This window comes from Streptomyces sp. NPDC034099, assembly GCF_055575415.1.
Genome location: NZ_JBVISR010000003.1, coordinates 365,662 through 388,335, shown reverse-complemented (window position 1 = coordinate 388,335; position 22,674 = coordinate 365,662). Strand labels below are relative to the sequence as shown.

Here is a 22,674-nt window from a genome sequence, read left to right as displayed (position 1 = left end):
ACAAGAGTCAGTCCACGTCGGGCAGCTGGTCCCGTTCCAGGGCCCGCATGGCGTGCGACGCGTTGAACGGCAGGATCGTGACCGCCACGTGCGGCAGTTGCTCCAGCGCTCTGGACATCTTCTCCCCCGTGCCCCGGTGGAGGAGTTTGCCGAGGGCGTTGGCGTACATCCGCCGGGGCACGAGCACCGTCAGGGACGTGTCCCCGTCGTCTGTGGTTCTCACGGCGAGTTCCCGCATCGCGTGACGGAGGCGGCGGTCGGGGCACGCCACCACTTCCAGCTCGACCGAGGTCGCGGACGTGGACGCCCAGCGAGCGGACAGCCGGCGCGCGTACGCCTCGTCGATGGCGAAGTGGACCGCCCTGACGTTGTCGGGCCGCAGCTCGTGGGCGTACCGCAGGGCTTTGAGAGTGGCCAGGTCCAGCGTCTCGACCAGCACGAACACCCGGTGGCGGCGCGTACGCGGCCGGTCCGCGCCCGCGGGCAGCAGCTCCAGGGCGGCGGCCTCGCGCCGGTACTCGCGGTTGATCCGGATCAGTACCCAGACCCCGAGTGGGAAGACCACGACGACCAGCCAGGCGCCCTCGGTGAACTTCGTGACGGCGAAGATCAGCACCACGGTGGCGGAGACGATCGCCGCCAGCGCGTTGACCGTGATCTTCACCCGGCGCAGTGACTCGCGCCTGCGCAGGTGGTAGGCGGTGAGACCGGCCCCTGCCATGGTGAAGGCGGTGAACACGCCGATCGCGTAGAGGGCCACCAGCTTGTCCACGTTGGCGCCCGTGCCGAGCAGCAGGGCCAGCGAGAGCGCGGAGAGCGTGACGATGCCGTTGGAGAAGGCCAGCCGGTGCCCGCGCCGGGTGAGCACCCGCGGCAGGAACCGGTCCTGTGCGACGAAGCTGGCCAGGTACGGAAAGCCGGTGAAGGGCGTGTTGGCACCGGTGTAGAGGACCAGCGCGGTCGCCAGCTGGACGAAGACCAGACCGATCGTCCCCGCGGTGCCGTTCCCGAAGGCGAGCCTCGCCTCCTGTGCGATGACGGTCGGGGTCCCGTCGGTGTACGGAACGGCGTGGGTGAAGTGGGCGAGCGTGGAGACGCCCAGGACCAGGACGGCGAGCACGCAGCTCATGGCGATGAGGGTGTGCCGGGCGTTGCGGCCCTGCGGTTCGCGGAAGGCGGAGATGCCGTTCGAGATCGCTTCGAGTCCGGTGAGGGACGAGCCGCCGTTGGCGAAGGAACGCAGCACGATGAAGAGCGACGCACCGTAGAGCCAGCCATCGCCGGCGGTCCCCAGAGGCACGACGCCGGGAGCGTTCAGATCGGCGTGCGGCAGCCCGCCGCTCAGTCCGCGCACCGCCGCGACGACGAACACCAGGCCCATTGCGGCGACGAAGAGGTAGGCGGGCAGCGCGAACATCCGGCCCGCCTCGCGCACCCCGCGCAGATTCCCGAACCCCAGCAGCACGATCACCGCCGCGGAGACCGGCAACTGGAGGTGGTCCAGCCCCGTCCAGCCGTTGCCGACGAGATGGGCGAGTGAGATCAGCGCGCTCGTGCCGGCCGACACCTGGACGGCGACCGTGACGATGTAGTCGACGAGCAGGGCCACCGCGGCGACCTGGGCGACGTTCGGCCCGAAGTTCTCCCGGGCCACCACATAGGAGCCGCCGGCCCGGCTGTAGATCGTGACGACATCGCTGTAGCAGAGTGTCAGCAGCAGCAACACCAGCAGAATCGCCCCGGTCACCGGCATGACCAGCGTGAACGCGGCCGCTCCGGCGACCGGCACGAGGACCCGGAGCATCTCCTCGGAGCCGTAGGCGGACGAACTGATGCAGTCGGAGGCGAGCACCCCGAGCGCCGTCCGGTTGCTCAGTTTCTCCTCGGTGACACGTTCGGTGGTGAGCGGTTTGCCGAGCAGGCGCCGCTTGACGCGGTACATCGGCCGATCGAGAGTCATACGGCCATGAGACCGGGTGGCCGGCCCGGAACCGGGGAGACACCACCGCCGGGCACCAGGCGCCTACGCCCGCTCAGCGGGTGGGCAGGGCGGCGGAACGGACGCGGAGGGTTACCTCCCGCGTGTCATTCCGCCGTCTCCTTCGCCTCGTCCGCGGCGTTGCCGGCGCGCAGCGCCACGAGGGCGTCCGCCTGGGAGAGTCCGCTCTCCTCGACCACGCCGCGCACGCTCTGGGCCTCGCGCACGAGGGCGAGGGCGACCCGTCCGCCGGAATCCGTCCGATAGCCGTAGACGGCGGGCCGTGGCAGGGAGTTGTAGGAGAAGTGCGAGGAGAAGTAGTACGCCCCGGTGTCGTACAGCGCCACCATGTCGCCCGGCTCGACGGCCGGCAGCTCGCGCCCGGTCGCCGTCAGGTCGCCGGCGAAACAGCACGGGCCCGCGATGTCGACGACCTCGGTCGGGCCCTGCTTGGGACGGCCCGTGGCGTCGAACACCCCGACGCGCAGCGGCCAGGCGTCCGGCATGAAGACCGTGCGGGTGGCCACCTGGGCACCGGCGTGCGTGACCGCGATCCGTCGGCCGCCGGCCGTCTTGGTGTATTCGACGATCGAGCCGATGGTGCCGCTCTTGGCGAGCAGGGAACGGCCGAATTCGGTGATCAGGGCGTAGCGGCCGTCGAAGAGACCGGGTACGGCGGTGCGGAGCTCGGCGACGTAGTCCGCGTACGTCGGGCGGTCGTCCTCGCTGTCGAAGTCGACGGGCAGGCCACCGCCGATGTCGAGTCCGGTGATCTGGGCGCGGCCCAGTTCGGTGTTGATGCGCTCGGCCAGTTCGTAGGCCGCCCGCACCCCTTGGGCGATGAGCGGCAGAGGGCAGCCCTGGGAGCCCACGTGGGCGTGCAGCCGGGTGAGCCACGGCCGGCGCGCGAAAGCCTCGATCACCGCGTCGACGGCTCCCTCGTCGCGCAGGGCGACACCGAACTTGGAGGTCGCGGTGGCGGTACTCATCGCACCGATGGCACCGGCGCCGACCTGCGGGTTCACTCGCAGCCCGAGGGGCCCGGAGGCCTCTCGGCCGGCCAGCAGGGCGTCGACGCGGGCCATCTCCTGGAAGTTGTCCAGGTTGATCGCGATTCCGTGGGCCAGGGCGAACTCGAGCTCCTCGACCGTCTTGGCGGGGCTGTCGAAGACCAGCCGGTCGTAGGTGAACCCGGCCGCCAGCGCCTGCTCCAGTTCCCCGGGCGAGGCCACTTCGCAGCCCATGCCCGCCTCCGCGAGCAGCCGCAGCACGGGCACCAGCCCGCACGCCTTCGCCGCGAACGTGTGCTGCACCGCGGCCGGTCCCTCGAACGCCTCGTTCAGCGCCTCGACGGCGGCAAGCACACCGTCGACGTCGAGGAGACCGACCAGGGGCGCCCGCGGGCCCAGCAGGCCGTCCTCGACGACCCGGGCGAGCGCGGCCTCACGGGCGCTGCGGCGCTGGTGGAGGGAACCGGTAGTCACTGTCAACACACTCCAGACGCGTCGGTCGTGCACGGCGCTCGTCGGGCGGCCGGCCCTTCTGTCCTGCACAGCTTCGTTCCGCGGAACCCGTCGCGTCTTCGTTCGGTACGACCACGGTCCAACCAGAATGCTGTGCGCCACCACAGTCGAATGATCAGTGTCCCGGGCCGAGGTCTCACCCCGTGCGCCGTGCCAGCCGCAGTCCGATGTCCGCCAGGAGCCGTACGGTCGGGTCCGCCAGGTCGATGCCGAACAGCTCCCGAGCCCGCCGCAGCCGGTACCGCAGGGTGTTCGGATGCACGTTCAGACGACCGGCTGCCGTGCCCGTGTCACCGAACGCGTCGATGTAGGCGGCGACCGACGCGCCGTACTCCGAGCCGTGCGCCCGGTCGTGTTCCACCATCGTGTGCACAGGACCCGACAGGCTCTCCCACAACGGCGCGATCCGGTCGAGCAACCGCAGCGCGGACACCTCGGGCACCAGCTCACCGAACGCCGCCACCGCGGACCCCACGTCGGCGGCAGGCAGTCGCGCGGCCCGCTCCGCCAGCACCCGCACCACCAGCTCCGCGGCCTCGCGCGACGCGGGCAGCTCCGACAGGTCGGACGTCACCGGGCCGACGCCCGCGAACACCACACCGCGCGGCACCGAGCGAGCCGCCGCCAGCAGGGCCCGCGCCGGGTCCGTCTCCTCCTCCCCCGCCGGAAGCAGGACGTACAGCCGTCGCCCCGACCGCGCCGTCACACAGCCCGGCCGGTACGCCGCGGCCTGCAGCGCGAGCACGTCCAGCACCCGCTGCTCGGCGGCACCCCCCGCTGTCCCGGCGGGCACACCTGCCGGATCCCGGCCGTCGTAGGCCTCCGCGACCATCACGGTGTACGGCCGACCCGGCGCGACCCCGGCTTCGTGCGCGACGCGGGCCGCCCGCCCGCTCCCGTCGAGCAGCGCGTGCACCGCGCCCTCGCGCGCCCTGGCCGCGGCCCGGCCCCAGGTCTGGTGGTGGGACAGATGCGGCACGGCGGCCCGCGCCGCCGTGTGCAGCGCCGCCGCCGCGCCCTCGGCCAGCGGCCGGCCGTCGGCGGCGGCCCAGAGCGACCCGAGGACCTCCGACCCGTGGCGCACCGCGACGGCCAGCCGTTCCGCGTACCGGTCGTCGGCGGGCAGACGTACGACGCCGTCGGTGCTCCACAGGGCCTGGAAGAAGCCGCTCTCGCGCAGTTCGTCCACCCGCCAGCGCGGGACCTCCTGTCCGAGGATCGTCAGCCTGCGCATCGGGTCCGGCTCATGGTCCATCCGCGAGTAGGCGAGCACCCGCGACTGAGGGTCCTCGATGGTGATCGCGCCGCCGACCAGGACCGCCACCGTGTTGGCCAGTCCTGACAGGTCACCGAGCCGCAGGCCCTCCACCCCGGTCGTTCCGGTCGGGGCACTGTGCGCCAGGGCGGTGCGCAGCTGGCCGAGCACCTCCGTCCATCCCTGCCCCGGCCGCCGGGTGAGCAGCGCCGTACGTCCCGAAGCGGCCGCCTCCAGCAGCGCCGTCCGCGGGCCGCGAGCACCCCGCCTCAGCACCACGGCCGCGGCTCCGGCCCGGTCGGCGCCGCGCAGCACGTCGACCGCCTCCGGCGAGGCGACGTCCGCACCGACCGCGAGCAGGATCAGTCCGGATGCCGCCCAGGTGTCGTCGTCCCGCTCCTCGCCCGGGTCGTGCAGCACCACGTCGGCCACCGGCACACGGGAGCCGCGCGGCGCCACGACGACATCGAGCATGCCGGGGGCGATCAGACCGAGGATCTGCTCCAGCGACGGGCCGCTGTCGGGCCGGTCGGGTTCCTGTGCTGCCATACGTCCATCATCGTCGGCCGTCGGCCGTGTGCTCAGGGTCCGTCTCGGGGCACCGGGCTGTCGTCGCCCGGCCCGGTGAGACGGCTGGCGAGGTGGTACCGCACGGTCCCGTCGCGGTAGTCGTGCCCGGGCTGCACCCGCTGGGGGAGGTTGGTCCGCTCAGTGCGGGACGCCGACTCGCGCGCTCCGGTGCCGGGGAAGGCGACCCGGGTCCGTGGCGCCTCCTCGAAGCGCAGACGGGCGCCGCTGACGACCGCGTCGAAGGAGACGGCGGGGGCGGGGCCCGCGCGGTGCCCGGTGGATGTCTCGGCGGACGGGGGCGCCGGCGGGTCCATTCAGGGCGGCTCCTCGCGCTTCCTCGCCCCCCGGCGCCCGACGGGTCGCGTCGCCCCGGACTCGTCGTCGCGTGTGCGGCGCCGACGGGCGGAGTCCCCGCCCGAGGCGCCCGGGGAAGCGGTGCGGTGCGTGCCATGGTCCGTACGAGTGACGGAACCAGCCGTTCCACCGGCCCGACGAGCTGTCTTCCCGGCTGCCTCCCCGACCCCGGCCTCCTGCGCGGTGCGGCGAACGCTTCGCCCCGCGGCCCGTCCGGTCTCCAGCGCCGCGTCGCCCGCGCCCGCGCCGACCTCGCCGACGCCCTGCGCCACCTCTCCGAGGGCTTCGCCGGCGCTGCCGCCGATGTCCTCGACCGCGGACCCGGCCCCCTCGCCGACGTCCTGCACGGCGTTCCCGATGCCGCGGGCCAGGTCCTCCAGGATCTGCGGATTGCGGTCGAGCGTGGTGAGGACCCGGTTGATGATCAGCGCGACGTTGTCCAGGCGGACCTTGAGCTGGGCCTGTGCCTCGACGCCTGAGATGCCGAGGTGGACCTGGCCGAGCGCCACGTCCGCGCCCACGTTCAGCTTGAGCAGGTCCAGCACCTCGGCCTGGAGGGACACCCGGGCCCGCAGGTTCTCCACGTCGAGGTCGAGCTCGTCGACCTTGAGCTGGGGGACGTCCAGGAAGACGTCGGGGCCGCGCTCCTCCGCGGCGTCCGTCGTGTGGTCGTCCTCGTTCTCGGCGTGCTGCTCCATCGCTGCGCCTCCGCGAACTCGCCCTTAGGGATTTCATCCCATTTGCACCAGTATGGCGCGGACGTGCGGCGTCAGGCGTCAGGCGTCGGTGACCGTCGTGCTCACCGGGGTGCCGATCTCGACGGTCCTGCTCACGGTGCACAGACGGTCATGGGAGGCCTTGACCGCGCGGGGCAGGATCGCACGGGCGCGCTCCGCCCCCTCGTCGTCCGGGAAGGCCACGGTGAACGCGACCTCGAGGTTCGTCATGCGGTTGCCCAGGTCGTCGCTGACCTTGTCCCCCGTGACCGTCACGGAGAACCGGGTGGGCTCCGCGTGCCGACCGGTCGCGATATCGACGTCCACGGCCGAGCAGCCGCCGATCGCGGCCAGGAACAATTCGACCGGGGTGAACCCGGCGTCCTGCTCACCGTCCGGAGACGTGCCGAAACGGATGGATGCGCCGCTGGCGTTGGTCGCCACGAACTGACCGCTGCTGGTGCGTTCGACGACGACGGAACGCTCCGAGTGTTCGCTCATGCCGTTCACACTAGTCACATCGTTCCGGCCGGTCGCGTCCGTACAGCGCCACCCGGCTCTGCTGCACGACGGCCGCCGTGAGCCGCGCCTCGTCGTCCGTGGCGAGAAGGTCGAGCAGCGCGCCCCGCAGGACGGCCAGGGCCAGGGTGCGGCGAGCGAGACCGTCCTCGCCGGCACGTTCGGACGGCGTCTGGAAGCCGGCCAGGACGCCGAGCCAGTCGTCCACCGTCACACGGGCGAACCCGGCCCAAACCCCGTCGGCCTGGTTGAGGGAGCGCGCGTAGGCCTCGGCCCACAGCCGCAGCAAGGGGCGGTGCTCCTTCGCGGCGAGCCATGTCCAGACCCGTTCGACGGCCGACGCCAGTCCCGCGGGGCGATCGGGCCGCCCGGCCCGTTCCAGGAGCGCCAGTTGGTCGGCGCGCGCCCGTGCGAGCAGCGCGCGCAGCAGCCCGTCCTTGCTGTCGAAGAGGAAGAGCAGGACCCGCGGGCTGGAGCCGATGGCCCCGGCCAGGGGGCGCAGGGACAGGCCGGCCAGTCCGTGGGTGAGGACGTACCGGTAGGCGGCCTCCAGCAGTTCGTTCCGCCGGGCGGAGGGGGTTGGCGCTTCCTGGGACATGCGGCTAGCCTAACTGAAACGACTGTTTCAGTGATGCGGTGATGCGTGATGCCGACGGAACGACCGCGGGGGCCGGGAGAGCGCCACATGCCGCAACCAGATCAGGAGAACGTCGTCGTACGCCGCGCCGACCGGTCCGGCGACCTGGGGTGGGTGGTGATGGCCCACGGCGAGACCTATGACCAGCAGTTCGGCTGGAACACCGATTTCGAGGCGCTGGTCGCCAGGATCGTCGCCGACTACGCCGCCCGGCACGACCCGGCCCGCGAGGCGGGCTGGATCGCCGAGGTCGACGGCCGGCGCGTGGGCTGCGTCTTCCTCGTCGCGGGCGACCGGCCGGAGGTGGCCAGGCTGCGGATCCTGCTCGTCACCCCGCGGGGCAGGGGCCTAGGCCTCGGAAGGCGTCTGGTCGGGGAGTGCCTCGCCTTCGCCCGTGAGGCGGGCTACGAGCAGGTGACCCTGTGGACCAACGACGTGCTCGTTGCGGCGCGCAGGATCTACCGGAGCTTCGGCTTCACCCTCGCCGACGAGGAGCACCACCACAGCTACGGCCAGGACCTCGTCGGCCAGAACTGGACGCTCGACCTGCGCCCCGGGCCGCCGCGCTGAGCTTCTTCCGCTGGGCGCGGCGGCGCGACCGGCGCAGGCACGCTACGGGTCAGTTGTTCACGTCCTCGTTGAAGTCGTCCGCGCAGGCGTCCCGTTCGCTCTGGGTGTCGGCGTGCCGCACACAGTCGTCGAAGTCCTTGAACTCGTCCGAGTTCAGGATCGACGCGCCGATCGCGAGGATCACCACGGAACCGATGACCCCGAGCACGCCCAGCACCGCCCCGAAGATGGACATCGTGCGGCGCGGCGCTCTGCCGCCCCGGGCTCTGCGCGCGCCGATGATGCCGAAGACCAGCGCGAGGATGCCGAGCACCACACCGCCGATGACGGTCCAGAAGAAGATCACGGCCAGGATGCCGAGCACGAGCGCGGCGATCGCCATGCCGTTGCCGCGCCCGGCTCCGGCCCCGGTGTGCGGCTGCGTCGAACCGGCGGGCGTTGCGGGGTGTTCGGGGAAGGACACGTCATCACGCTCATCTCTGTGTGCGTCGCGGGGAGTTGTCGTGAACTGCGACTGCCCCGCCGAGCGTGACGGATGCCTGCCGCCGCGTACCGAGTCGGTGCACCCGGCGGGGACACCTCTGCCGCCGCATCCGCCGTCCGACGAGGAAGGTGCGGAACGTCCCGCTGACCTGCGATGTCGGTGCGGTGTCGGCGCCTCGTAGGAGCTCTGTCGGCGGCGTCGGTCGGATGTCGGTGACTCGTCGGCGGTGGCTGACACCTTTCGAAAGGCGGCCGTACGGAGCCAACCGGACGGCCCGATACCGAAGGAGTCACCATGCACACCCCCGTCACGATCATCGGCGCCGGGCTCGGCGGACTGACGCTGGCCCGCGTCCTGCACGTCCACGCGATCCCGGTCACCGTCTACGAGGCCGACTCCTCCCCTTCGGCGCGCGCGCAGGGCGGGTTGCTCGACATCCACGACTACAACGGGCAACTCGCGCTCAAGGAAGCCGGGTTGATGGACGAATTCCAGGCCATCGTTCTGGAGGGCCGCCAGGCGATGCGGGTGCTCGACCCGGACGGGACCGTTCTGCTCGACCAGCCCGACGACGGCACCGGCGGACGTCCGGAGGTACAGCGCGGTGACCTGCGCCAGGTCCTGCTCGACTCGCTCCCGGCAGGGACCGTGCGGTGGGGGCACAAGGTCAGCCGGGTCCGTCCCCTGGGCGACGGCCGCCACGAGGTGACGTTCGCCGACGGCACCTCCGTCGTCACGGACCTGCTGGTCGGCGCGGACGGCGCCTGGTCACGCGTCCGGCCGCTGCTGTCCGACGCCACACCCGAGTACATCGGCAAATCGGTCGTCGAGACCTACCTGTTCGACTCCGGCACCCGGCACCCGGCCGCCGCGGAGGTCGTCGGCGGTGGAATGCTGATCGCTCCTTCGCCGGGCCAGGAGATCTTCGCCCACCGGGAGAAGGGCGACACGCTGCACGCCTATGTGGGGCTGTCCCGGCCGCGGGACTGGTTCGCCGCCGTCGACTTCACCGATGCCGCCGCGGCCACCGCGCGGATCGCCCAGGAGTTCGACGGCTGGGCACCGCAGCTCACCGCGCTGATCACCGACAGCGATGTCGCACCGGTCCTGCGCTCCCTCTACGCCCTGCCGGCCGGACACCGGTGGGACCGGGTGCCGGGGGTGACCCTGCTGGGCGACGCCGCCCATCTCTCCGCTCCCAACGGTGAGGGCGCCAACCTGGCGATGCTCGACGGCGCGGAACTGGGCACCGCGCTCGCCGCGCACCCCGGAGACGTCGAGACGGCGCTGACCGAGTACGAAAGGGTCATGTTCCCCCGCAGCGCCGAGTGGGCCACCGACGAGATGCCCGGGCTCGACTCCGCGGACAACACGGCCCAGGGCCTGATCGACCTGTTCACCGAGAAGGGCCTGTGAGCCCATGACCCGTGCCCCGCCCGCGCCTGGTGGGGCAGCGGGTCCCGGGTGATGGCGGGCCGGTGCGGCGGGGTGTCGTGGGCGCACGCTCACGACACCCCGCCCCTCGGGACCGTGCCGGGCAGGACAAGCGGGTCCGACTTGCCGTAACCGCAAGGTTTCGTGCCAGGCGCGACGTGCACGGCAAGACTGCCGGCGAGGCACCTCGCCACGGTTCCGCTCTCCTCAGGATGAGACGCACATGATCACTGCACAACGGCCGCTGCCGTGCCGCGCCGTCCGAACCACGCGCGCACGGGCAACCGTCGTCCTCGCCCTCCTGCTCGCGCCGGCCACCGCGGCCTGTTCCACGCCGACACCGCGTCAGGACACTCCCGCCCACGCCGCCGCCACGCAGGACGACCCCCGCTTCGAGGGCACCTTCCGTCACGAGTTCGCCGAGGTCGACGGCGTCCGCATGCACTACGTGACCGGTGGCAGGGGCACACCGGTCGTGTTGATCCACGGCTGGCCGCAGACCTGGTACGGCTGGTGGCCGGTCATGCCGGAACTCGCCGAACACCACACCGTCCACGCCGTCGACCTCCCCGGGCTGGGCGACAGCACCGGCTCACCGAGTTCGTCACCGCGGAGCTCTTGCGCTTCCTCGACGCGTGACCCACGCACCCGCACTCGCACCCACTGACGCATCAAGGAGTCCCGCACCATGCACAAGTACGACGTCACCGTGACGACCGGCGCCTCGCCGGAGACCGTGTGGAAGCTGCTGGTCGACGCCTCGAGCTGGCCGCTGTGGTCCAAGGTGGACAGCCTGGACACGGCACGGTCGGCCGGCCTCGACCCGGGCGGCGACGACGCCGTCGGGGCCGTCCGGGCCTTCCGGACCGGACGCACCGTGACCGGCGAAAGGCTGACCGAGAAGGTCGAGGGACGCGTGCTGGCCTACGAGGACGCGTTCAACTCGTCGATACGCAACTATCACGCGCGCATCGAGCTGACCCCGGCCGCCGGCGGCTCGGGCACGGTCATTCACTGGTACGGCGAGTACGAGACGAGCCGGCTGCTCGGCTGGTTCATGCCCCGCTACCTCCGGAAGTTCATGCGGGGCATGGCGGAAGGGCTGGCCCGCTATGCCGAGGAGCACTCCATCGACGCGGACGGGCACCGCCCCTCTTGATATGCAAGTGTGCGCTTGCCTATCATGACGTGGTGGCCGACGAACTCTTCAAAGCCCTGGCCGACCGCACGCGCCGCATCATCCTCGACGAACTCGTGCAGAAGTCCGGACAGACCCTGTTCGAGATCTGTTCGCGGCTGAGCATGAAACACCGGCTGGCCATCTCCCGCCAGGGCGTCTCCCAGCACCTCGCCGTCCTGGAGGCCGCCGGGCTCGTGGAGTCCCGGCGCGAGGGCCGCTACAAGTACCACGACCTGAACACCGCGCCACTGAGGCACATCACCGAGCGATGGCCGGCCCCCGGCACGTCCGAACCGAAGGAGAACACCCCATGAAAATCCATTTGACCAGCCTATTCGTCGACGACCAGGCCAAGGCGCTGGCGTTCTACACCGAGGTGCTCGGCTTCGTGAAGAAGCACGACGTACCGGTCGGCGAACAGGACCGGTGGCTGACCGTCGTCTCCCCCGACGAGCCCGGCGGCACCGAGCTCCTGCTGGAGCCCGCGGGCCACCCGGCCGTCAAGCCCTACCGCGACGCCCTCGTCGAGGACGGGATCCCCCTCGCCCAGTTCGCCGTCGCCGACGTGCACGCCGAGTACGCGCGCATGAGCGCCCTCGGCGTACGCTTCACCCAGGAACCCCTGGAGATGGGCCCGGTCACCACCGCCGTCTTCGACGACACCTGCGGCAACCTGATCCAGATCTCCACCGGACCGCAGTGACGGCCCGCTGCCGTCCCGCGCCCACTCGACCGCCCGGGCGGCAGCACGTCGGGCGGGGCCCATGCCGAGCCCGGCAGGTACGGGTGCTCAGGTTCGCCAGTCGGGGGCGAGAACCGCCCAGACCTGCTTGTCGTGACGCACACCCTCGTACGGCCACGCCTCGCGTCGTACGCCTTCCAGCGTCATGCCCAGCCTCTCGGCCACCGCGGCGCTGCGGTCGTTGTCCGCCCGGCAGTGCCATTCGGCCCGGTGCAGTCCCCGGACCGTGAAGGCCCAGTCCAGCATCAGACCGCAGGCCCGCGTGATCAGACCGTGGCCCTCGGCCGACGGCTCCAGCCAGCAGCCGATCTCGCAGGTGCCGAAGGCGGCGTCGAAGTCGGTGAACATCACACCGCCGACCAGCGCTTCCTCGCGCCAGATGCCGTACATGCGGGCACCGTCGCCGGCCTGGCGTGCGGCATACCGCTCAAGGGTGGCCCGCGCTCCCTCCACGTCGTCGGTGACGAACGCGGGTCCGACCCAGGGGCGGATGTGTTCCCGCGCCCGGTCCAGATGACCTGCGAACTCCTCGGCGTGCCACACCTCCAGCGGACCGAGGCGGGCAGCGCCACCTAGCGACACCGAGAACATGAGACCTCCCCGTTTGCACAACACTTGTTATGTCAATGTAGCGTGGCGGCATGCCACGCACCAAGGGAGATCACGAGGCCCGGCGGCGGGACGTCTCCGCGGCGGTCTGGCAGGTCATGGCCACCCGCGGTTTCGCCGGCCTGACCCTGCGCGCCGTCGCCGCCGAACTCGGTGCGACCACGGGCCTGCTCACGCACTACTTCCCCACCAAGCGCGCCCTGGTCGAATACGCCCTCGACCTGCTTGAACAGCGCACCCTCTCCCGCCCCCGCCGCCGTGCGGGACAGGGCCTGGCCGCCCTCAGGGACGCCCTGCTGGACATCCTGCCGCTGACCCCCGAGGCCACGGACAGCAACCGCGTCTGGGTTTCGTCCTGGGACGCCGCGCTCTCCGACCCGGCCCTGGCCACCGACTACGCCCGCAAGTACGCCCAGGGCCGCGAGAGGCTGCGCGTACGGGTGGCCGCCGCGCAGGAACTCGGTGAACTGCCCCCGGGCGACCCCGCACAGCTCGCGGAGGGCGCGCAGTCCTTCGTACTCGGACTGGTGGTCCAAGCCCTCTTCGACCCGTCGGCGTTCCCGCCGGAGCGGCAGGTCGAGCTCCTGGACGGCTACCTGGCCGCCTTGGCCGCCGACACGTAGCAGCCGCGCGAGTCCCGCGTCCGGCGCCGTGCCGGACACGGCGCCCCGCGCCCCCGCCGCCTCACCCGCTCACGGGCCTCAGGGCCTCGATCCGGCGCTGCTGGGCCCCCGTGAGGGAGCGGACCATGAGGGCGCAGGCGAGGGCGGCGCCGACCACGGCAGCGTCTGCCACCAGCAACGGGGTGACATCGGAGTAGGCGCGGGCGATGACGGCGTCGGTCGAGTCGGCGTACATCAGACCCACCCCGCTCAGGGCGCCGATCAGCCACAGACCCCACCACACGTTCACGCTGCGCGGCAGGCGGGACTCCGGGTCACCGGCACGGTGGACCTCCGCCACGATGCCGCGGGGCACCCAGAAGTTGGCTATGGGGACGACCCAGCCGAGATAGACCCAGGGCAGGCCGTAGCGCAACCGCCGCCCGGACAGCGCACGCGCGTTGTCGCGGACGCGCAGCAACCAGGCCAGAAAGGCTATGGCGCACAGCACCGTGGCGATGTCACCACAGGTACTGACGAGATGGTAGGCGTTCTCCAAGGTGGTCAGCGGGCGATGCCGACCGTCTCCCTGGTCCGGCGGACCGGAGACCGGCCGGCCGGCCACGGCCAGTCGGATCTGCCAGATGCCTCTGGCGGTCCAAGCCGCTCCCGCCACGGCAAGGGCCACGACAACGCAGCGGGATACTCCCCTGACCGAACTCAGGGCTGGCGGGTTCATGTCACCGTTCACCCGTCCATCCTGCCTCATGGCGGCCTACGCGGTTCCACCTGCTCTTTCCCACGTCCGCCGGTGGCGCCGAAAGCCGGGAGCAGTGACCTGTTCACCCCTGTGGTCAGCCCGCCGTGCCGTCGAGCAGCCGGTTGTAGCGCAGCCGCAGGGCCCGCTCCGTGCCGGCCGACAGGGTGATCAGGGTCAGCACGGCATTGCCCGCGGCCGAAAAGTGTACCGGCGAGGTGAGGGCCCCGACGCGTTCGGCCACCGCGGGTACCGCCGTGATGTGTTCGACGATCTGCGCGGCGAGGACGGCCAGCGAGACGACGAGCGCGGTCAGCGAGAGGGCGCCGATCCCGCGGCTCAGCGCGGGGTGCGCACGGTCGAGGTGGGCGCGGCGCCCCTCGGCGGAGTCGCGGTCCGGGACCAGCAGCTGCTCGGTGCCCTTGGTGGTGACGTAGTGGCAGCGCCGCAACCCGAATCTGCTCAGCCGCACCTCGATGGTGCCGCCGGGGACCGGGAAGGCGGCGGGGAGCCTCGACCGGGCGTGGTGCCTGCCGTCGAGGTACAGGTCGGCCTTGGCCTGCGCGGAGGTCTGGTCCTGACCGCGTCTGACGTCCACGGCGTAGACCGCCTGCCCGCCGCCACCGTCCGGCAGCCGGAGATAGAACAGGGAGCGGTAGGGCAGCTGCCACCAGCGGAACCGCCGGAGCGGCCGGCCGTCCCCGGGGGTGATCCGCCGGGCGGCACGACGGTTGCGCATCTCCTCGAACATCTCCGGCTCCCTTGTCACTCGCTCACTTGGCCGGTCGCGCCGCGCAGGCGAGGTCCCGCGCAGGACGTTCTCCGGTGGTCAGGAACGTCGTCGCCGCATCGTTGGCGCATGCGTTGCGGCCGTACGGATACACACCGTGGCCGCCCTGGTCGGCCGTCACCAGCGTGGCCCGCCCGCCGAAGGCACGCCGCAGTTCCCGGGCGCCGGCGAGCGGGGTGCCCGGGTCGCGCTCGTTCTGCAGCATCAGTACGGTGGACGGGCCCCGGCCGGTGATGCGTACCGGCGGTTCCGTCCGCTTCCGCGGCCAGAACGCGCAGGGGTTGATGCTCGCCGTGGAGCCGCCCAGCATCGGGTACTTGAGCCGGTCGACGGCGACGTTGCGCTGGTACTGCCCTGTCGTCCTCGGCCAGCGCGAGTCACCGCAGACCACGGCGAGACGCGAGGCCATGAGGTTTTCCAGGTCCGCGGGCAGATCCGGGAGCGGCAGTTGCGCGCCGGTGTCGGCCGCCTGCCAGAACTCGGCGAGCCGCGGCATGGAGCCGTCCGCGTAGAGCAGTTCGAAGGTGTGCGCGCGGAACGCGGTCCCGTCTACGCCCTGTCGCGGTTCGGCGTCCAGTCGCTCCGCCAGCTCGAAGAACTTGGCCCTGATCTGCTGCGGCGTGGAGCCCAGGCCGTATTCCGGGTGCGCGACGGCGAACGCGGCGAAGTCGGGGAAGCGGTCCTCCAGTCCGCGGGCGAACAGCCGCATGGCCGTGATGTCGTAGCCGCCGGGCCCCATGTTGCTGTCGAGCACGATCCGGTCGCCGCGCCGCGGGTACAGCGTCGTGTAGACCGCCCCGAGGTAACTTCCGTAGGAGGCCCCGAGGTACGACAGCCTCGGCTCGCCCAGCGCCGTCCGGATGCGGTCCATGTCGCGTGCCGTGTTGGCGGTGGTCGTGTGCGGCAGCATCCACGCCGTCCGCGAGCTGTCGCACTGTTCGGCGATCTTCCGCGCGGGCCCGGCCGCCCGTGTGACGTCGGCCGCGGTGCGCGCGTACGGCGGGAAGTTGCCGCGCCACTGCTGCTCCTGCGTCAGGTCGCAGGTCACCGGCGTACTGTGGCCGACGCCGCGCGGGTCGAAGCCGATGATGTCGTAGGAGTCGCGCACCTTCTGCGGCAGCCCCGAGGCGGCGAGGACGGCCGGGTACTGAAGGCCGGAACCGCCGGGGCCGCCCGGGTTGGTCAGCAGGATGCCACGCCGCTGTGCCGGCTTCTCGCTCGCCAGCCGGGAGACCGCGATCTCGATCCGACGGCCGTCCGGGTCGCGGTAGTCCAGCGGCACCCGGAGCGTCGCGCACTCCAGGCGGGGAGCGGCGGCGCCCTCGGGGCACGGGCCCCACCGCAGGGTGTCCGGCGGTGTCGTCGCAGCCACCGACGACGACGACGGCAACGCGGTCACCGTCAGCGCGGCGGCGGCGAGAGCGAGGGGCAAACTTCTGCGCATGAGGTGTCCTCCTGTGGGGGGCGACCGGGACGTGAACGAGTCTGTTCATCGGGCGCGGCCGGCACATCGGCCCGGCGGACCGGCTCCGCCTCCGACCGCGGGAGAGGCACCGGTTAGACCTGGGTCGAAGGCGCATCGGCCCTCGGTCTGATCCGCCGGTCGCCCGGTGTGGCGACAATGGCCTGGTGAACAAGGACGTTGTGCCGCGGCTCGGGGCGTGGCAGCACGCATGGCGGCTGCTGGTGGCCGCGGCCGTGAGCGTGCCGATCTGGCTCGCGACCGTCGCGCTGGCGCGGAAGGAGTCCGGTGACCCGGGCTCCTGGATCCTCGTCGGGGATCCGCTGGTGGGCCTGGGCTGCCTGGCGGCGCTCCGGTGGCGGCGGCGGTGGCCCCTCACGGTCGCGCTGACGGTCACGATCGCCTCGGCCATGTCGGTGCTCGCCACCGGCGCCGCGCTGCTGGCGCTGTGCTCGGTCGCCACCCGTCGTCGCCCGGTGGAGATCGGGGCCGTCGTCGTGGCCTACGTGGCCGCCTCCCACCTCGCCGGCGGGGTCTATCCGACGCAGGATGCGGCCGAGGGGCTGTGGTGGGTCACCGTCGTGGTGTCGGTGCTGACCGCGGGGATCGCGGTGGCCGCCGGCATGGCGGTCGGGGCACGGCGCGTCGAGGTGCGGTCCCTGCGCGAACGGGCGGAGAGCGCGGAACGGGAGCAGCACGCGCGGGCGGCGCAGGCACGGGCCCTCGAACGCAACCGGATCGCCCGCGAGATGCACGACGTCCTCGCGCACCGCATCTCCCTGGTCGCCATGCAGGCCGGGGTGCTCGACCACCGCGGTGATCTCTCCGCCGACGAGAGCCGGGTCCTGGTCCGCGGTATCGCCGAGGGCTCCCACCAGGCACTGGAAGAACTGCGGGAGGTCCTCGGCGTGCTCCGCGCCGACCCCGGCAGCCCGGAACCCCCGCAGCCCTCCCTCGACCGGATTCCCGACCTGGTGGCCGACACCCGCGCCTCGGGTCTCGACGTCCGGCTCACCGACACCGTGGCCGGGACCCCGCCCGACGGCGTCGGACGGACCTGCTACCGGATCGTCCAGGAAGCGCTGACCAACGCCGCCAAGCACGCCCCCGGCGCGGTCGTGCGGGTCACTCTCGGCGGCGCCGCGGGCGGCACCCTCGACATCGGCGTCCGCAACGGCCCGGCCCCGCTGCGCCCGGCACGCCCGCCGGCCTCCGGCTTCGGCCTGCTGGGCCTCGGCGAGCGGATCACCGTGGCCGGCGGCGAACTCGGCCACCGCCCCACATCCGACGGCGGGTACCTTCTCACCGCCCGGCTTCCCTGGCCGGACGGCCCCGCCCACCGCCACGAAAGGGGCGCATGAGTGGACACGCGACGTGATCCCGTACGGGTCGTCATCGTCGACGACGAGCAACTGGTGCGCATGGCCCTGCGGCTCGTCGTCGACGGTGAACCGGACCTGACCGTCGTCGCCGAGGCGGCCGACGGGGACGCCGCTCTCGCCGTGGTGGCCGAGCAGCGGCCCGACGTGGTGCTGATGGATGTACGGATGCCGGGCCGGGACGGTCTGGAGACGACCCGGGAGCTGCTCACCCGGCCGGCGCCGCCGCGGGTGCTGATGCTGACCACCTTCGACTCCGACGACCTGGTGCTCGGGGCGCTGCGCGCCGGAGCGCTCGGCTTCGTCCTCAAGGACACCCCGCCCGCGGGGATCCTCGACGCGGTGCGGACCGTGGCGGACGGCCACCCCGTCCTGTCCCCGGCGGCCACGGCACGCGTGATCGCCGCGGCCACGGGCCCGGACTCCTCGCACGTCCGTGGCCGTTCCCGCGAGGACGCGCGCGAGCGGCTGTCCGTGTTGACGGAACGGGAGCGGGAGACCGCCCGGGCCATCGCGGACGGACTGGGCAATCCGCAGATCGCCGAGCGGCTGCGCATCACCGTCGCGACGGTCAAGGCCCACACCGGCAGCCTGTTCGCCAAGCTGGGGGTCGAGAACCGGGTGCAGATCGCGCTGCTGGTCCGCGACGCGGAGGACCCTCCACAGGCGTGACCCGGCGGCCGTTGACGCGGCCGGGTCGGACCCGGCGCGGCGCGGCGCGGCGCGGCGGAGGATGCCTGCCCGTCCTGTGCCCGCCGGTCTCGCCGGTTCCGCACCGTCAGCGCGGCCCGTCGGGGCGCGTGAGGTAGCGCAGGAGCAGGGTGCCGCCCTCGGCGAGTGCGGTGGCCAGGTGCAGGTCGGTGGGCCGGACGAGCGGACTGGTCGCGATCCGGCCGGCGGGGCCTGCCGCCAGCAGGGGGGAGACGGTCAGGCGGAGTTCGTCGACCAGGCCGGCGCCGGTGAGTGCCCCGAACAGGTGGGGTCCGCCTTCGCAGTCGATGCGCCGCAGTCCCCGCCGGGTGAGGGCCGCGACCGCTGCGGCGAGGTCGACCGTGTCCTCGCCCGCGACGACGACCTCCGCTCCGGCCTCCTGCCAGGCCCGGCGGGTGGGCACGGGTACGGACGCGCAGGTGAGGACGAGGGTGGGGACGCGGGCCCGGGTGATGACGGGAGCGTCGGGGGGCAGTGACCGGCCGGTGGTCACGACGGCGGTGGGCGGGACGCCGGCCAGGCCGTGGCGGCGTCGGCGGTCGAGGGTGTCCTGGTCGGGGTGGACCCCGCGGAAGCCCTCGACCATGGCGGTGGTGGCGCCGATCAGCAGGACGTCGGCGAGGTCGCTGCCGAGCCGCAGCACCTTGCGGTCGGGCGGGGTGGACAGGGGCCTGGCCAGGCCGCCGATCTCCACGGCCCCGTCGGCACTGGCGACGAAGTTGACGGCGAGCCAGCGCTCACGGTCCGGGTAGGTGTAGAGGCGTTCCAGTTCGTCGTCGTCGATGGGGCGGGCCTGTTCGGCGGGCCAGATCAGGTGCATCAGGCGATCCAGGTGGCGGTGCGGGCGGGGGGACGGCTGCCGTTGATGCCTGCGGCCATCTCCACGACGTGCCTGGTGGGCCGGACCTGGTGGGCGCGGAAGACGGCGGCGCCGTCCCGGGCGGCGATGGCGGTGGCCGCCAGGGTGCCGGTCAGCCGGTCCTCCAGTTCCACGTCGAGCATCTCGCCCACGAACGCCTTGTTGGACAGGGCCATCAGGACCGGCCAGCCGGTCTGTGTGAACTCGCGGAGGTTGCGCAGCAGCAGGAGGTGGTCGGTGGTGTTCTTGCCGTACCCGGTGGCGTCGATGAGGATGCCGCCGCGCGGTACGCCGGCGGCTTCGGCGCGTTCGGCGAGCTGGACGACGAAGTCACGGACGGCGGCCACCACGTCGGGGTAGCCGGGGCGGAAGGGTTCGGCGCGGGGTGTGCGGCCGCCGGTGTGGGTGCACACGTAGCCGGCCCCGTGGGCGGCGGCCACCTCGATCAGTTCGGGGTCGGCGGCGGCCCAGGCGTCGTTGAGGAGGTCCGCGCCGGCCCGGCAGACGGCGTCGCCGACCTCGTGGCGCCAGGTGTCGACGCTGATCAGCAGATCGGGGTAGCGCTCGCGGGCCCATTCCACCAGCGGAACGATGCGGGCGGCTTCCTCGGCGGCCGTGACGTCCTCACCGGGGCTGGCCGCCACTCCCCCGAGGTCGATCATGTCGGCCCCCTCGGCGACGGCCCGGGCGACGGCGGCCTGGGCCGCCTCGGCGGCGAAGGTGGCACCCCGGTCGTAGAAGGAGTCCGGTGTGCGGTTGACGATCGCCATCACCAGCGGCCGGTCGCTGGCGATGCGGCGGCCGCGGAACTCGAGCTCGATTTCTGCGGTGTGCATGGGGCGTGTGGCTCCTGTCGCTGGACGGCCGGGGGTCCTCACCGCTGTGGTGCCGCGTCGCCGGTGGTGAGGGTGTGCGGGTCCGCCTCGGTGAGCCGCTGGGCGGAGACCCGGGCGCGGGTGCCGACCAGGGCCGTGAGCGCGTCGCCGTGGTCCCAGGAGTTGACGTTGAGGGCGGCGGTGACGCGTCCGTCGCGCAGCCAGAAGGCGAGGAACTCGCGGGAGGCGGGCTCGCCCCGCAGGACCAGTTCGTCGCGGGCGGGGTCGGCCAGGCCGCGGTACTCGCAGCCGAGGTCGTACTGGTCGGAGAAGAAGTACGGGTCCGCGTCGTAGGCGTCGTGGCCGCCGGGGAGGTTGCCGGCCACGTGGGTGCCCTGCTCCTTGGCGTTGGCCCAGTGCTCGACGCGTACCCGTCCCTCGTACCGCGGGTGGTCGTGGGCGGCGATGTCACCGGCCGCGTAGACGTCGGGGGCGGAGGTGCGCAGTGCGGCGTCGACGGCGACGCCGCCCGCCGCGAGGTCGAGGCCCGCGGCTTCGGCGAGTTCGGTGCGGGGCAGGGCACCGACTCCGACGACGAGCGCGTCGGCGGGCAGTTCGCCGCCGTCGTCCAGGAGCACCGTCCTGCCGCCGTCGCGGGTGCCGGTCGCCTTGACTCCCAGGCGCAGGGTGACGCCGTGGTCGGCGTGCAGATCGCGGAAGACCGCCCCGACGCGGTCGCCGAGGACCTGGTGCAGCGGCAGGGGGGCGGGGTCGACCACGGTCACGTGTGCGCCGTGGGCGCGGGCCGCGGAGGCGACCTCGCAGCCGACCCAGCCGGCGCCGACGATCACCACCCGGGCCCCGTCGGTCAGCTTCTCCCGCAGGGCCAGGGCGTCGTCGAGGGTGCGCAGCGTGTACACGCCGGGTCCGTCGAACCCGGGCAGGGTGCGCGGGCGGGACCCGGTGGCCAGCAGCAGGCGGTCGTATCCGTGTTCCGCGCCGTCGGCGTCGACGATCAGGTGGTCGGCGGGTCGCAGGGCGGTGACGGTGGTGTCGCGGCGCAGTGCGATGTCGTGGTCGTCGTAGTAGCCCGTTTCCCGGACCAGGTCCGACTCGTCCCGCTCGCCCTGCAGGACGCCCTTGGACAGCGGGGGGAGTTCGTAGGGGTCGTGGCCCTCCCGGCCGAACAGGGTGACGTCGCCATCGAACCCCTGTTCGCGCAGGGCGGCGGCGGCCGAGGCTCCGGCCAGACCGGCGCCGACGATCACGATCCGCCGGGGCGGGCGCTGCGGTGTGGTCATGACGGCCCTCCGGGTCGCTGGGGTGTGACGTGGGGTTGCCCTGCTACCGCTGGACGCCGGTGAGGGCGAGGAACTCCTGCCGGGAGGCCGCGTCGTCGCGCAGGGTTCCGAGCATGGTGGAGGTGACCGTCCTCGATCCGGTGGCCTGCACTCCGCGCAGGGTCATGCAGGTGTGTTCGGCTTCGACGACCACCCCGACTCCCCGGGGCCGGAGCTGTTCGGCGAGCCAGTCCGCGGTCTGCTTGGTGAGCCGTTCCTGCACCTGGGGGCGGCAGGCGAAGTGCTCCACCACCCGGGCCAGCTTGGACAGTCCGAGGATCCGCGCGCCGGGCAGGTAGCCGACGTGCGCCACCCCCACGAAGGGCAGCATGTGGTGCCGGCAGACCGAGCGCACGGGGATGTCGCGGGCCAGGACCAGTTCGTCGTACCCCTCGTCGTTGGGGAACGTGGTCATCCGGAAGGGGCGCGGGCTGAGCAGCTCGGCGTAGCCGCGGGCCATCCGTCCCGGGGTGTCCCTCACCCCGTCGCCGTCCACCACGACCCCGAGCGCTCGCAGGAACTCCCGCGCGGCACGCTCGGCGGCCTCCAGGTCGGGTCCGGGGACGTCCTCGATCACCTGCAGTGCGACGGTGGCAGTCATCCCCGCGTCCTCCCTGTATCAACAAGGTGTGTTGTTTTTACAGGCTGGCCATGTCGCTCGTAATTTGTCAAATCTCATTGGTGTTACATTGGCGGCGTGGGTACGAACGCGGACCGTGGCAGGGACGCCATCAGCGAGCTGAGCAGCCTGGACGACCCGGTGCGGCGTCGGCTGTACGACTACGTGCGGACCCGCGACGAGCCCGTCGGCCGGGAGGACGCCGCGAAGGCGGCCGGGATCAGCCGCACGCTGGCCGCCTACCACCTGGACAAGCTGGCCGACGCGGGCCTGCTCGACACCAGCTACGCCCGGGCAGCCGGGCGCGGCGGCCCGGGTGCGGGCCGCCCGGCCAAGCGCTACGCGCGTACCGACGAAGAGCTGTCCGTCAGCGTGCCGCCCCGCGACTACGGCCTGCTGGCCGGGGTGCTGGCCGAGGCCGTCGCCGCCGACGGCTCCGGGGCGGTGCGGCAGGCGGTGGCCGCGGCCGCGCGCGCGGCGGGCCGGTCGGCCGGCGGCGCGGACCTGACAGCGGCGCTGCGCGGCTGCGGCTACGAGCCCGCGACGACCGCCGAGGGGGGCGTCGACCTGCGCAACTGCCCCTTCCACCGGCTCGCCCAGGAGCACACGGAACTGGTGTGCTGGCTGAACCTGCACCTGGTCCGAGGCCTGCTCGAAGCGGGCGGACAGCCGCCTGGACGGGCGGTGCTGGCACCCCGCCCCGGCCGCTGCTGCGTGGCCGTCGACCCGCCCGGCCCCGCGTGAGTCGATCCCGTTCACCCCACGGTTC

General features: G+C 72.7%; 26 protein-coding genes. 10 read left to right on the top strand and 16 right to left on the bottom strand.

Translation table 11 applies throughout. From position 1 onward, the window contains the following. Positions 1–7: 7 nt before the first annotated feature. From ACZ56V_RS10735 to ACZ56V_RS10705, 7 genes are all read right to left on the bottom strand, one after another. On the bottom strand, positions 8–1,960 hold the full coding sequence (locus tag ACZ56V_RS10735; protein ID WP_468941036.1) for an APC family permease: 1,953 nt from the start codon (positions 1,958–1,960) through the stop codon (positions 8–10). Between the two features lie 125 nt (positions 1,961–2,085). Then, entirely contained in the window at positions 2,086–3,462 is a 1,377-nt protein-coding gene (locus ACZ56V_RS10730; protein WP_468941033.1) for a diaminopimelate decarboxylase, read from the bottom strand. Between the two features lie 175 nt (positions 3,463–3,637). Further along, positions 3,638–5,305 carry a PucR family transcriptional regulator gene (locus tag ACZ56V_RS10725; protein ID WP_468941030.1) on the bottom strand — a complete coding sequence of 556 codons (1,668 nt, stop codon included), beginning with the start codon at positions 5,303–5,305 and terminating at the stop codon, positions 3,638–3,640. 32 nt (positions 5,306–5,337) lie between these two features. Next, complete coding sequence (locus ACZ56V_RS10720; protein WP_468941027.1) at positions 5,338–5,640, bottom strand: hypothetical protein; 303 nt, start codon at positions 5,638–5,640, stop codon at positions 5,338–5,340. Then, positions 5,641–6,378 carry a hypothetical protein gene (locus tag ACZ56V_RS10715; protein WP_468941024.1) on the bottom strand — a complete coding sequence of 246 codons (738 nt, stop codon included), beginning with the start codon at positions 6,376–6,378 and terminating at the stop codon, positions 5,641–5,643. A 78-nt stretch (positions 6,379–6,456) separates the two neighbouring features. Beyond that, a complete protein-coding gene (locus ACZ56V_RS10710) occupies positions 6,457–6,897 on the bottom strand; it encodes an OsmC family protein (RefSeq protein ID WP_356372376.1) in 441 nt (146 codons plus the stop codon). 10 nt (positions 6,898–6,907) lie between these two features. After that, a complete protein-coding gene (locus ACZ56V_RS10705) occupies positions 6,908–7,513 on the bottom strand; it encodes a TetR/AcrR family transcriptional regulator (protein ID WP_468941021.1) in 606 nt (201 codons plus the stop codon). An 87-nt stretch (positions 7,514–7,600) separates the two neighbouring features. Here ACZ56V_RS10705 and ACZ56V_RS10700 point away from each other — a divergent pair, with 87 nt between their 5' ends. Continuing rightward, the gene (locus ACZ56V_RS10700) at positions 7,601–8,122 is read left to right on the top strand and encodes a GNAT family N-acetyltransferase (RefSeq protein ID WP_398909611.1); all 522 of its coding nucleotides are present in this window, start codon (positions 7,601–7,603) and stop codon (positions 8,120–8,122) included. 49 nt (positions 8,123–8,171) lie between these two features. On the opposite strand, the gene ACZ56V_RS10695 is transcribed toward ACZ56V_RS10700, so the two are convergent. Further along, positions 8,172–8,585 carry a DUF4190 domain-containing protein gene (locus ACZ56V_RS10695; protein ID WP_398909613.1) on the bottom strand — a complete coding sequence of 138 codons (414 nt, stop codon included), beginning with the start codon at positions 8,583–8,585 and terminating at the stop codon, positions 8,172–8,174. 315 nt (positions 8,586–8,900) lie between these two features. On the opposite strand from ACZ56V_RS10695, the gene ACZ56V_RS10690 reads away from it, so the two are divergent. The 5 genes from ACZ56V_RS10690 to ACZ56V_RS10670 all read left to right on the top strand — a co-directional run bounded on the left by ACZ56V_RS10690 (position 8,901) and on the right by ACZ56V_RS10670 (position 11,923). After that, entirely contained in the window at positions 8,901–10,022 is a 1,122-nt protein-coding gene (locus ACZ56V_RS10690; RefSeq protein ID WP_467379251.1) for an FAD-dependent oxidoreductase, read from the top strand. Between the two features lie 241 nt (positions 10,023–10,263). Beyond that, positions 10,264–10,707 (top strand): alpha/beta fold hydrolase, encoded by a 444-nt coding sequence (locus tag ACZ56V_RS10685; RefSeq protein ID WP_467379250.1) that lies wholly within the window; start codon positions 10,264–10,266, stop codon positions 10,705–10,707. Positions 10,708–10,728: 21 nt separating this feature from the next. Further along, positions 10,729–11,199, top strand: a complete 471-nt coding sequence (locus ACZ56V_RS10680) for an SRPBCC family protein (protein WP_468941016.1) — start codon at positions 10,729–10,731, stop codon at positions 11,197–11,199. 32 nt (positions 11,200–11,231) lie between these two features. Next, positions 11,232–11,534 carry an ArsR/SmtB family transcription factor gene (locus ACZ56V_RS10675; RefSeq protein WP_398909619.1) on the top strand — a complete coding sequence of 101 codons (303 nt, stop codon included), beginning with the start codon at positions 11,232–11,234 and terminating at the stop codon, positions 11,532–11,534. Continuing rightward, positions 11,531–11,923 carry a VOC family protein gene (locus tag ACZ56V_RS10670; RefSeq protein WP_468941012.1) on the top strand — a complete coding sequence of 131 codons (393 nt, stop codon included), beginning with the start codon at positions 11,531–11,533 and terminating at the stop codon, positions 11,921–11,923. The genes ACZ56V_RS10675 and ACZ56V_RS10670 overlap by 4 nt, the downstream gene beginning before the upstream one ends. Before the next feature lie 87 nt (positions 11,924–12,010). Here the strand turns inward: ACZ56V_RS10670 and ACZ56V_RS10665 are convergent, their stop codons facing one another. Beyond that, a complete protein-coding gene (locus tag ACZ56V_RS10665; RefSeq protein ID WP_468941009.1) occupies positions 12,011–12,553 on the bottom strand; it encodes a GNAT family N-acetyltransferase in 543 nt (180 codons plus the stop codon). A 50-nt stretch (positions 12,554–12,603) separates the two neighbouring features. Here ACZ56V_RS10665 and ACZ56V_RS10660 point away from each other — a divergent pair, with 50 nt between their 5' ends. Next, complete coding sequence (locus tag ACZ56V_RS10660; protein WP_398909623.1) at positions 12,604–13,194, top strand: TetR/AcrR family transcriptional regulator; 591 nt, start codon at positions 12,604–12,606, stop codon at positions 13,192–13,194. Between the two features lie 61 nt (positions 13,195–13,255). Here ACZ56V_RS10660 and ACZ56V_RS10655 read toward each other — a convergent pair whose 3' ends face one another. The 3 genes from ACZ56V_RS10655 to ACZ56V_RS10645 all read right to left on the bottom strand — a co-directional run bounded on the left by ACZ56V_RS10655 (position 13,256) and on the right by ACZ56V_RS10645 (position 16,164). Beyond that, positions 13,256–13,732 carry a DUF4328 domain-containing protein gene (locus ACZ56V_RS10655; RefSeq protein WP_398909625.1) on the bottom strand — a complete coding sequence of 159 codons (477 nt, stop codon included), beginning with the start codon at positions 13,730–13,732 and terminating at the stop codon, positions 13,256–13,258. A 295-nt stretch (positions 13,733–14,027) separates the two neighbouring features. Next, positions 14,028–14,681, bottom strand: coding sequence for a hypothetical protein (locus tag ACZ56V_RS10650; RefSeq protein ID WP_468941005.1), 654 nt, complete (start codon positions 14,679–14,681; stop codon positions 14,028–14,030). A 22-nt stretch (positions 14,682–14,703) separates the two neighbouring features. Continuing rightward, positions 14,704–16,164: an alpha/beta hydrolase gene (locus ACZ56V_RS10645; RefSeq protein WP_467379247.1), complete on the bottom strand. Its 1,461-nt coding sequence runs from the start codon at positions 16,162–16,164 to the stop codon at positions 14,704–14,706. A 182-nt stretch (positions 16,165–16,346) separates the two neighbouring features. Between ACZ56V_RS10645 and ACZ56V_RS10640 the strand changes: the two genes are divergently transcribed. After that, positions 16,347–17,543 (top strand): sensor histidine kinase, encoded by a 1,197-nt coding sequence (locus tag ACZ56V_RS10640; RefSeq protein ID WP_467379422.1) that lies wholly within the window; start codon positions 16,347–16,349, stop codon positions 17,541–17,543. Beyond that, positions 17,544–18,233 (top strand): response regulator transcription factor, encoded by a 690-nt coding sequence (locus ACZ56V_RS10635; RefSeq protein ID WP_398909632.1) that lies wholly within the window; start codon positions 17,544–17,546, stop codon positions 18,231–18,233. It abuts the gene before it with no gap. Positions 18,234–18,339: 106 nt separating this feature from the next. Here ACZ56V_RS10635 and ACZ56V_RS10630 read toward each other — a convergent pair whose 3' ends face one another. Genes ACZ56V_RS10630 through folE form a run of 4 tightly spaced genes read right to left on the bottom strand, consistent with a single transcriptional unit; the run spans position 18,340 to position 21,887 of the window. Then, positions 18,340–19,092 carry a dihydrofolate reductase family protein gene (locus ACZ56V_RS10630; RefSeq protein ID WP_398909633.1) on the bottom strand — a complete coding sequence of 251 codons (753 nt, stop codon included), beginning with the start codon at positions 19,090–19,092 and terminating at the stop codon, positions 18,340–18,342. Beyond that, on the bottom strand, positions 19,092–19,967 hold the full coding sequence (gene folP, locus ACZ56V_RS10625; RefSeq protein WP_468941001.1) for a dihydropteroate synthase: 876 nt from the start codon (positions 19,965–19,967) through the stop codon (positions 19,092–19,094). The genes ACZ56V_RS10630 and folP overlap by 1 nt, the downstream gene beginning before the upstream one ends. 38 nt (positions 19,968–20,005) lie before the next feature. Continuing rightward, entirely contained in the window at positions 20,006–21,247 is a 1,242-nt protein-coding gene (locus ACZ56V_RS10620) for an NAD(P)/FAD-dependent oxidoreductase (protein WP_468940998.1), read from the bottom strand. Between the two features lie 43 nt (positions 21,248–21,290). Next, complete coding sequence (gene folE, locus ACZ56V_RS10615; RefSeq protein ID WP_398909638.1) at positions 21,291–21,887, bottom strand: GTP cyclohydrolase I FolE; 597 nt, start codon at positions 21,885–21,887, stop codon at positions 21,291–21,293. A gap of 96 nt (positions 21,888–21,983) precedes the next feature. Here folE and ACZ56V_RS10610 point away from each other — a divergent pair, with 96 nt between their 5' ends. Next, on the top strand, positions 21,984–22,649 hold the full coding sequence (locus ACZ56V_RS10610; protein ID WP_467379243.1) for a helix-turn-helix transcriptional regulator: 666 nt from the start codon (positions 21,984–21,986) through the stop codon (positions 22,647–22,649). Positions 22,650–22,674: the final 25 nt, after the last annotated feature.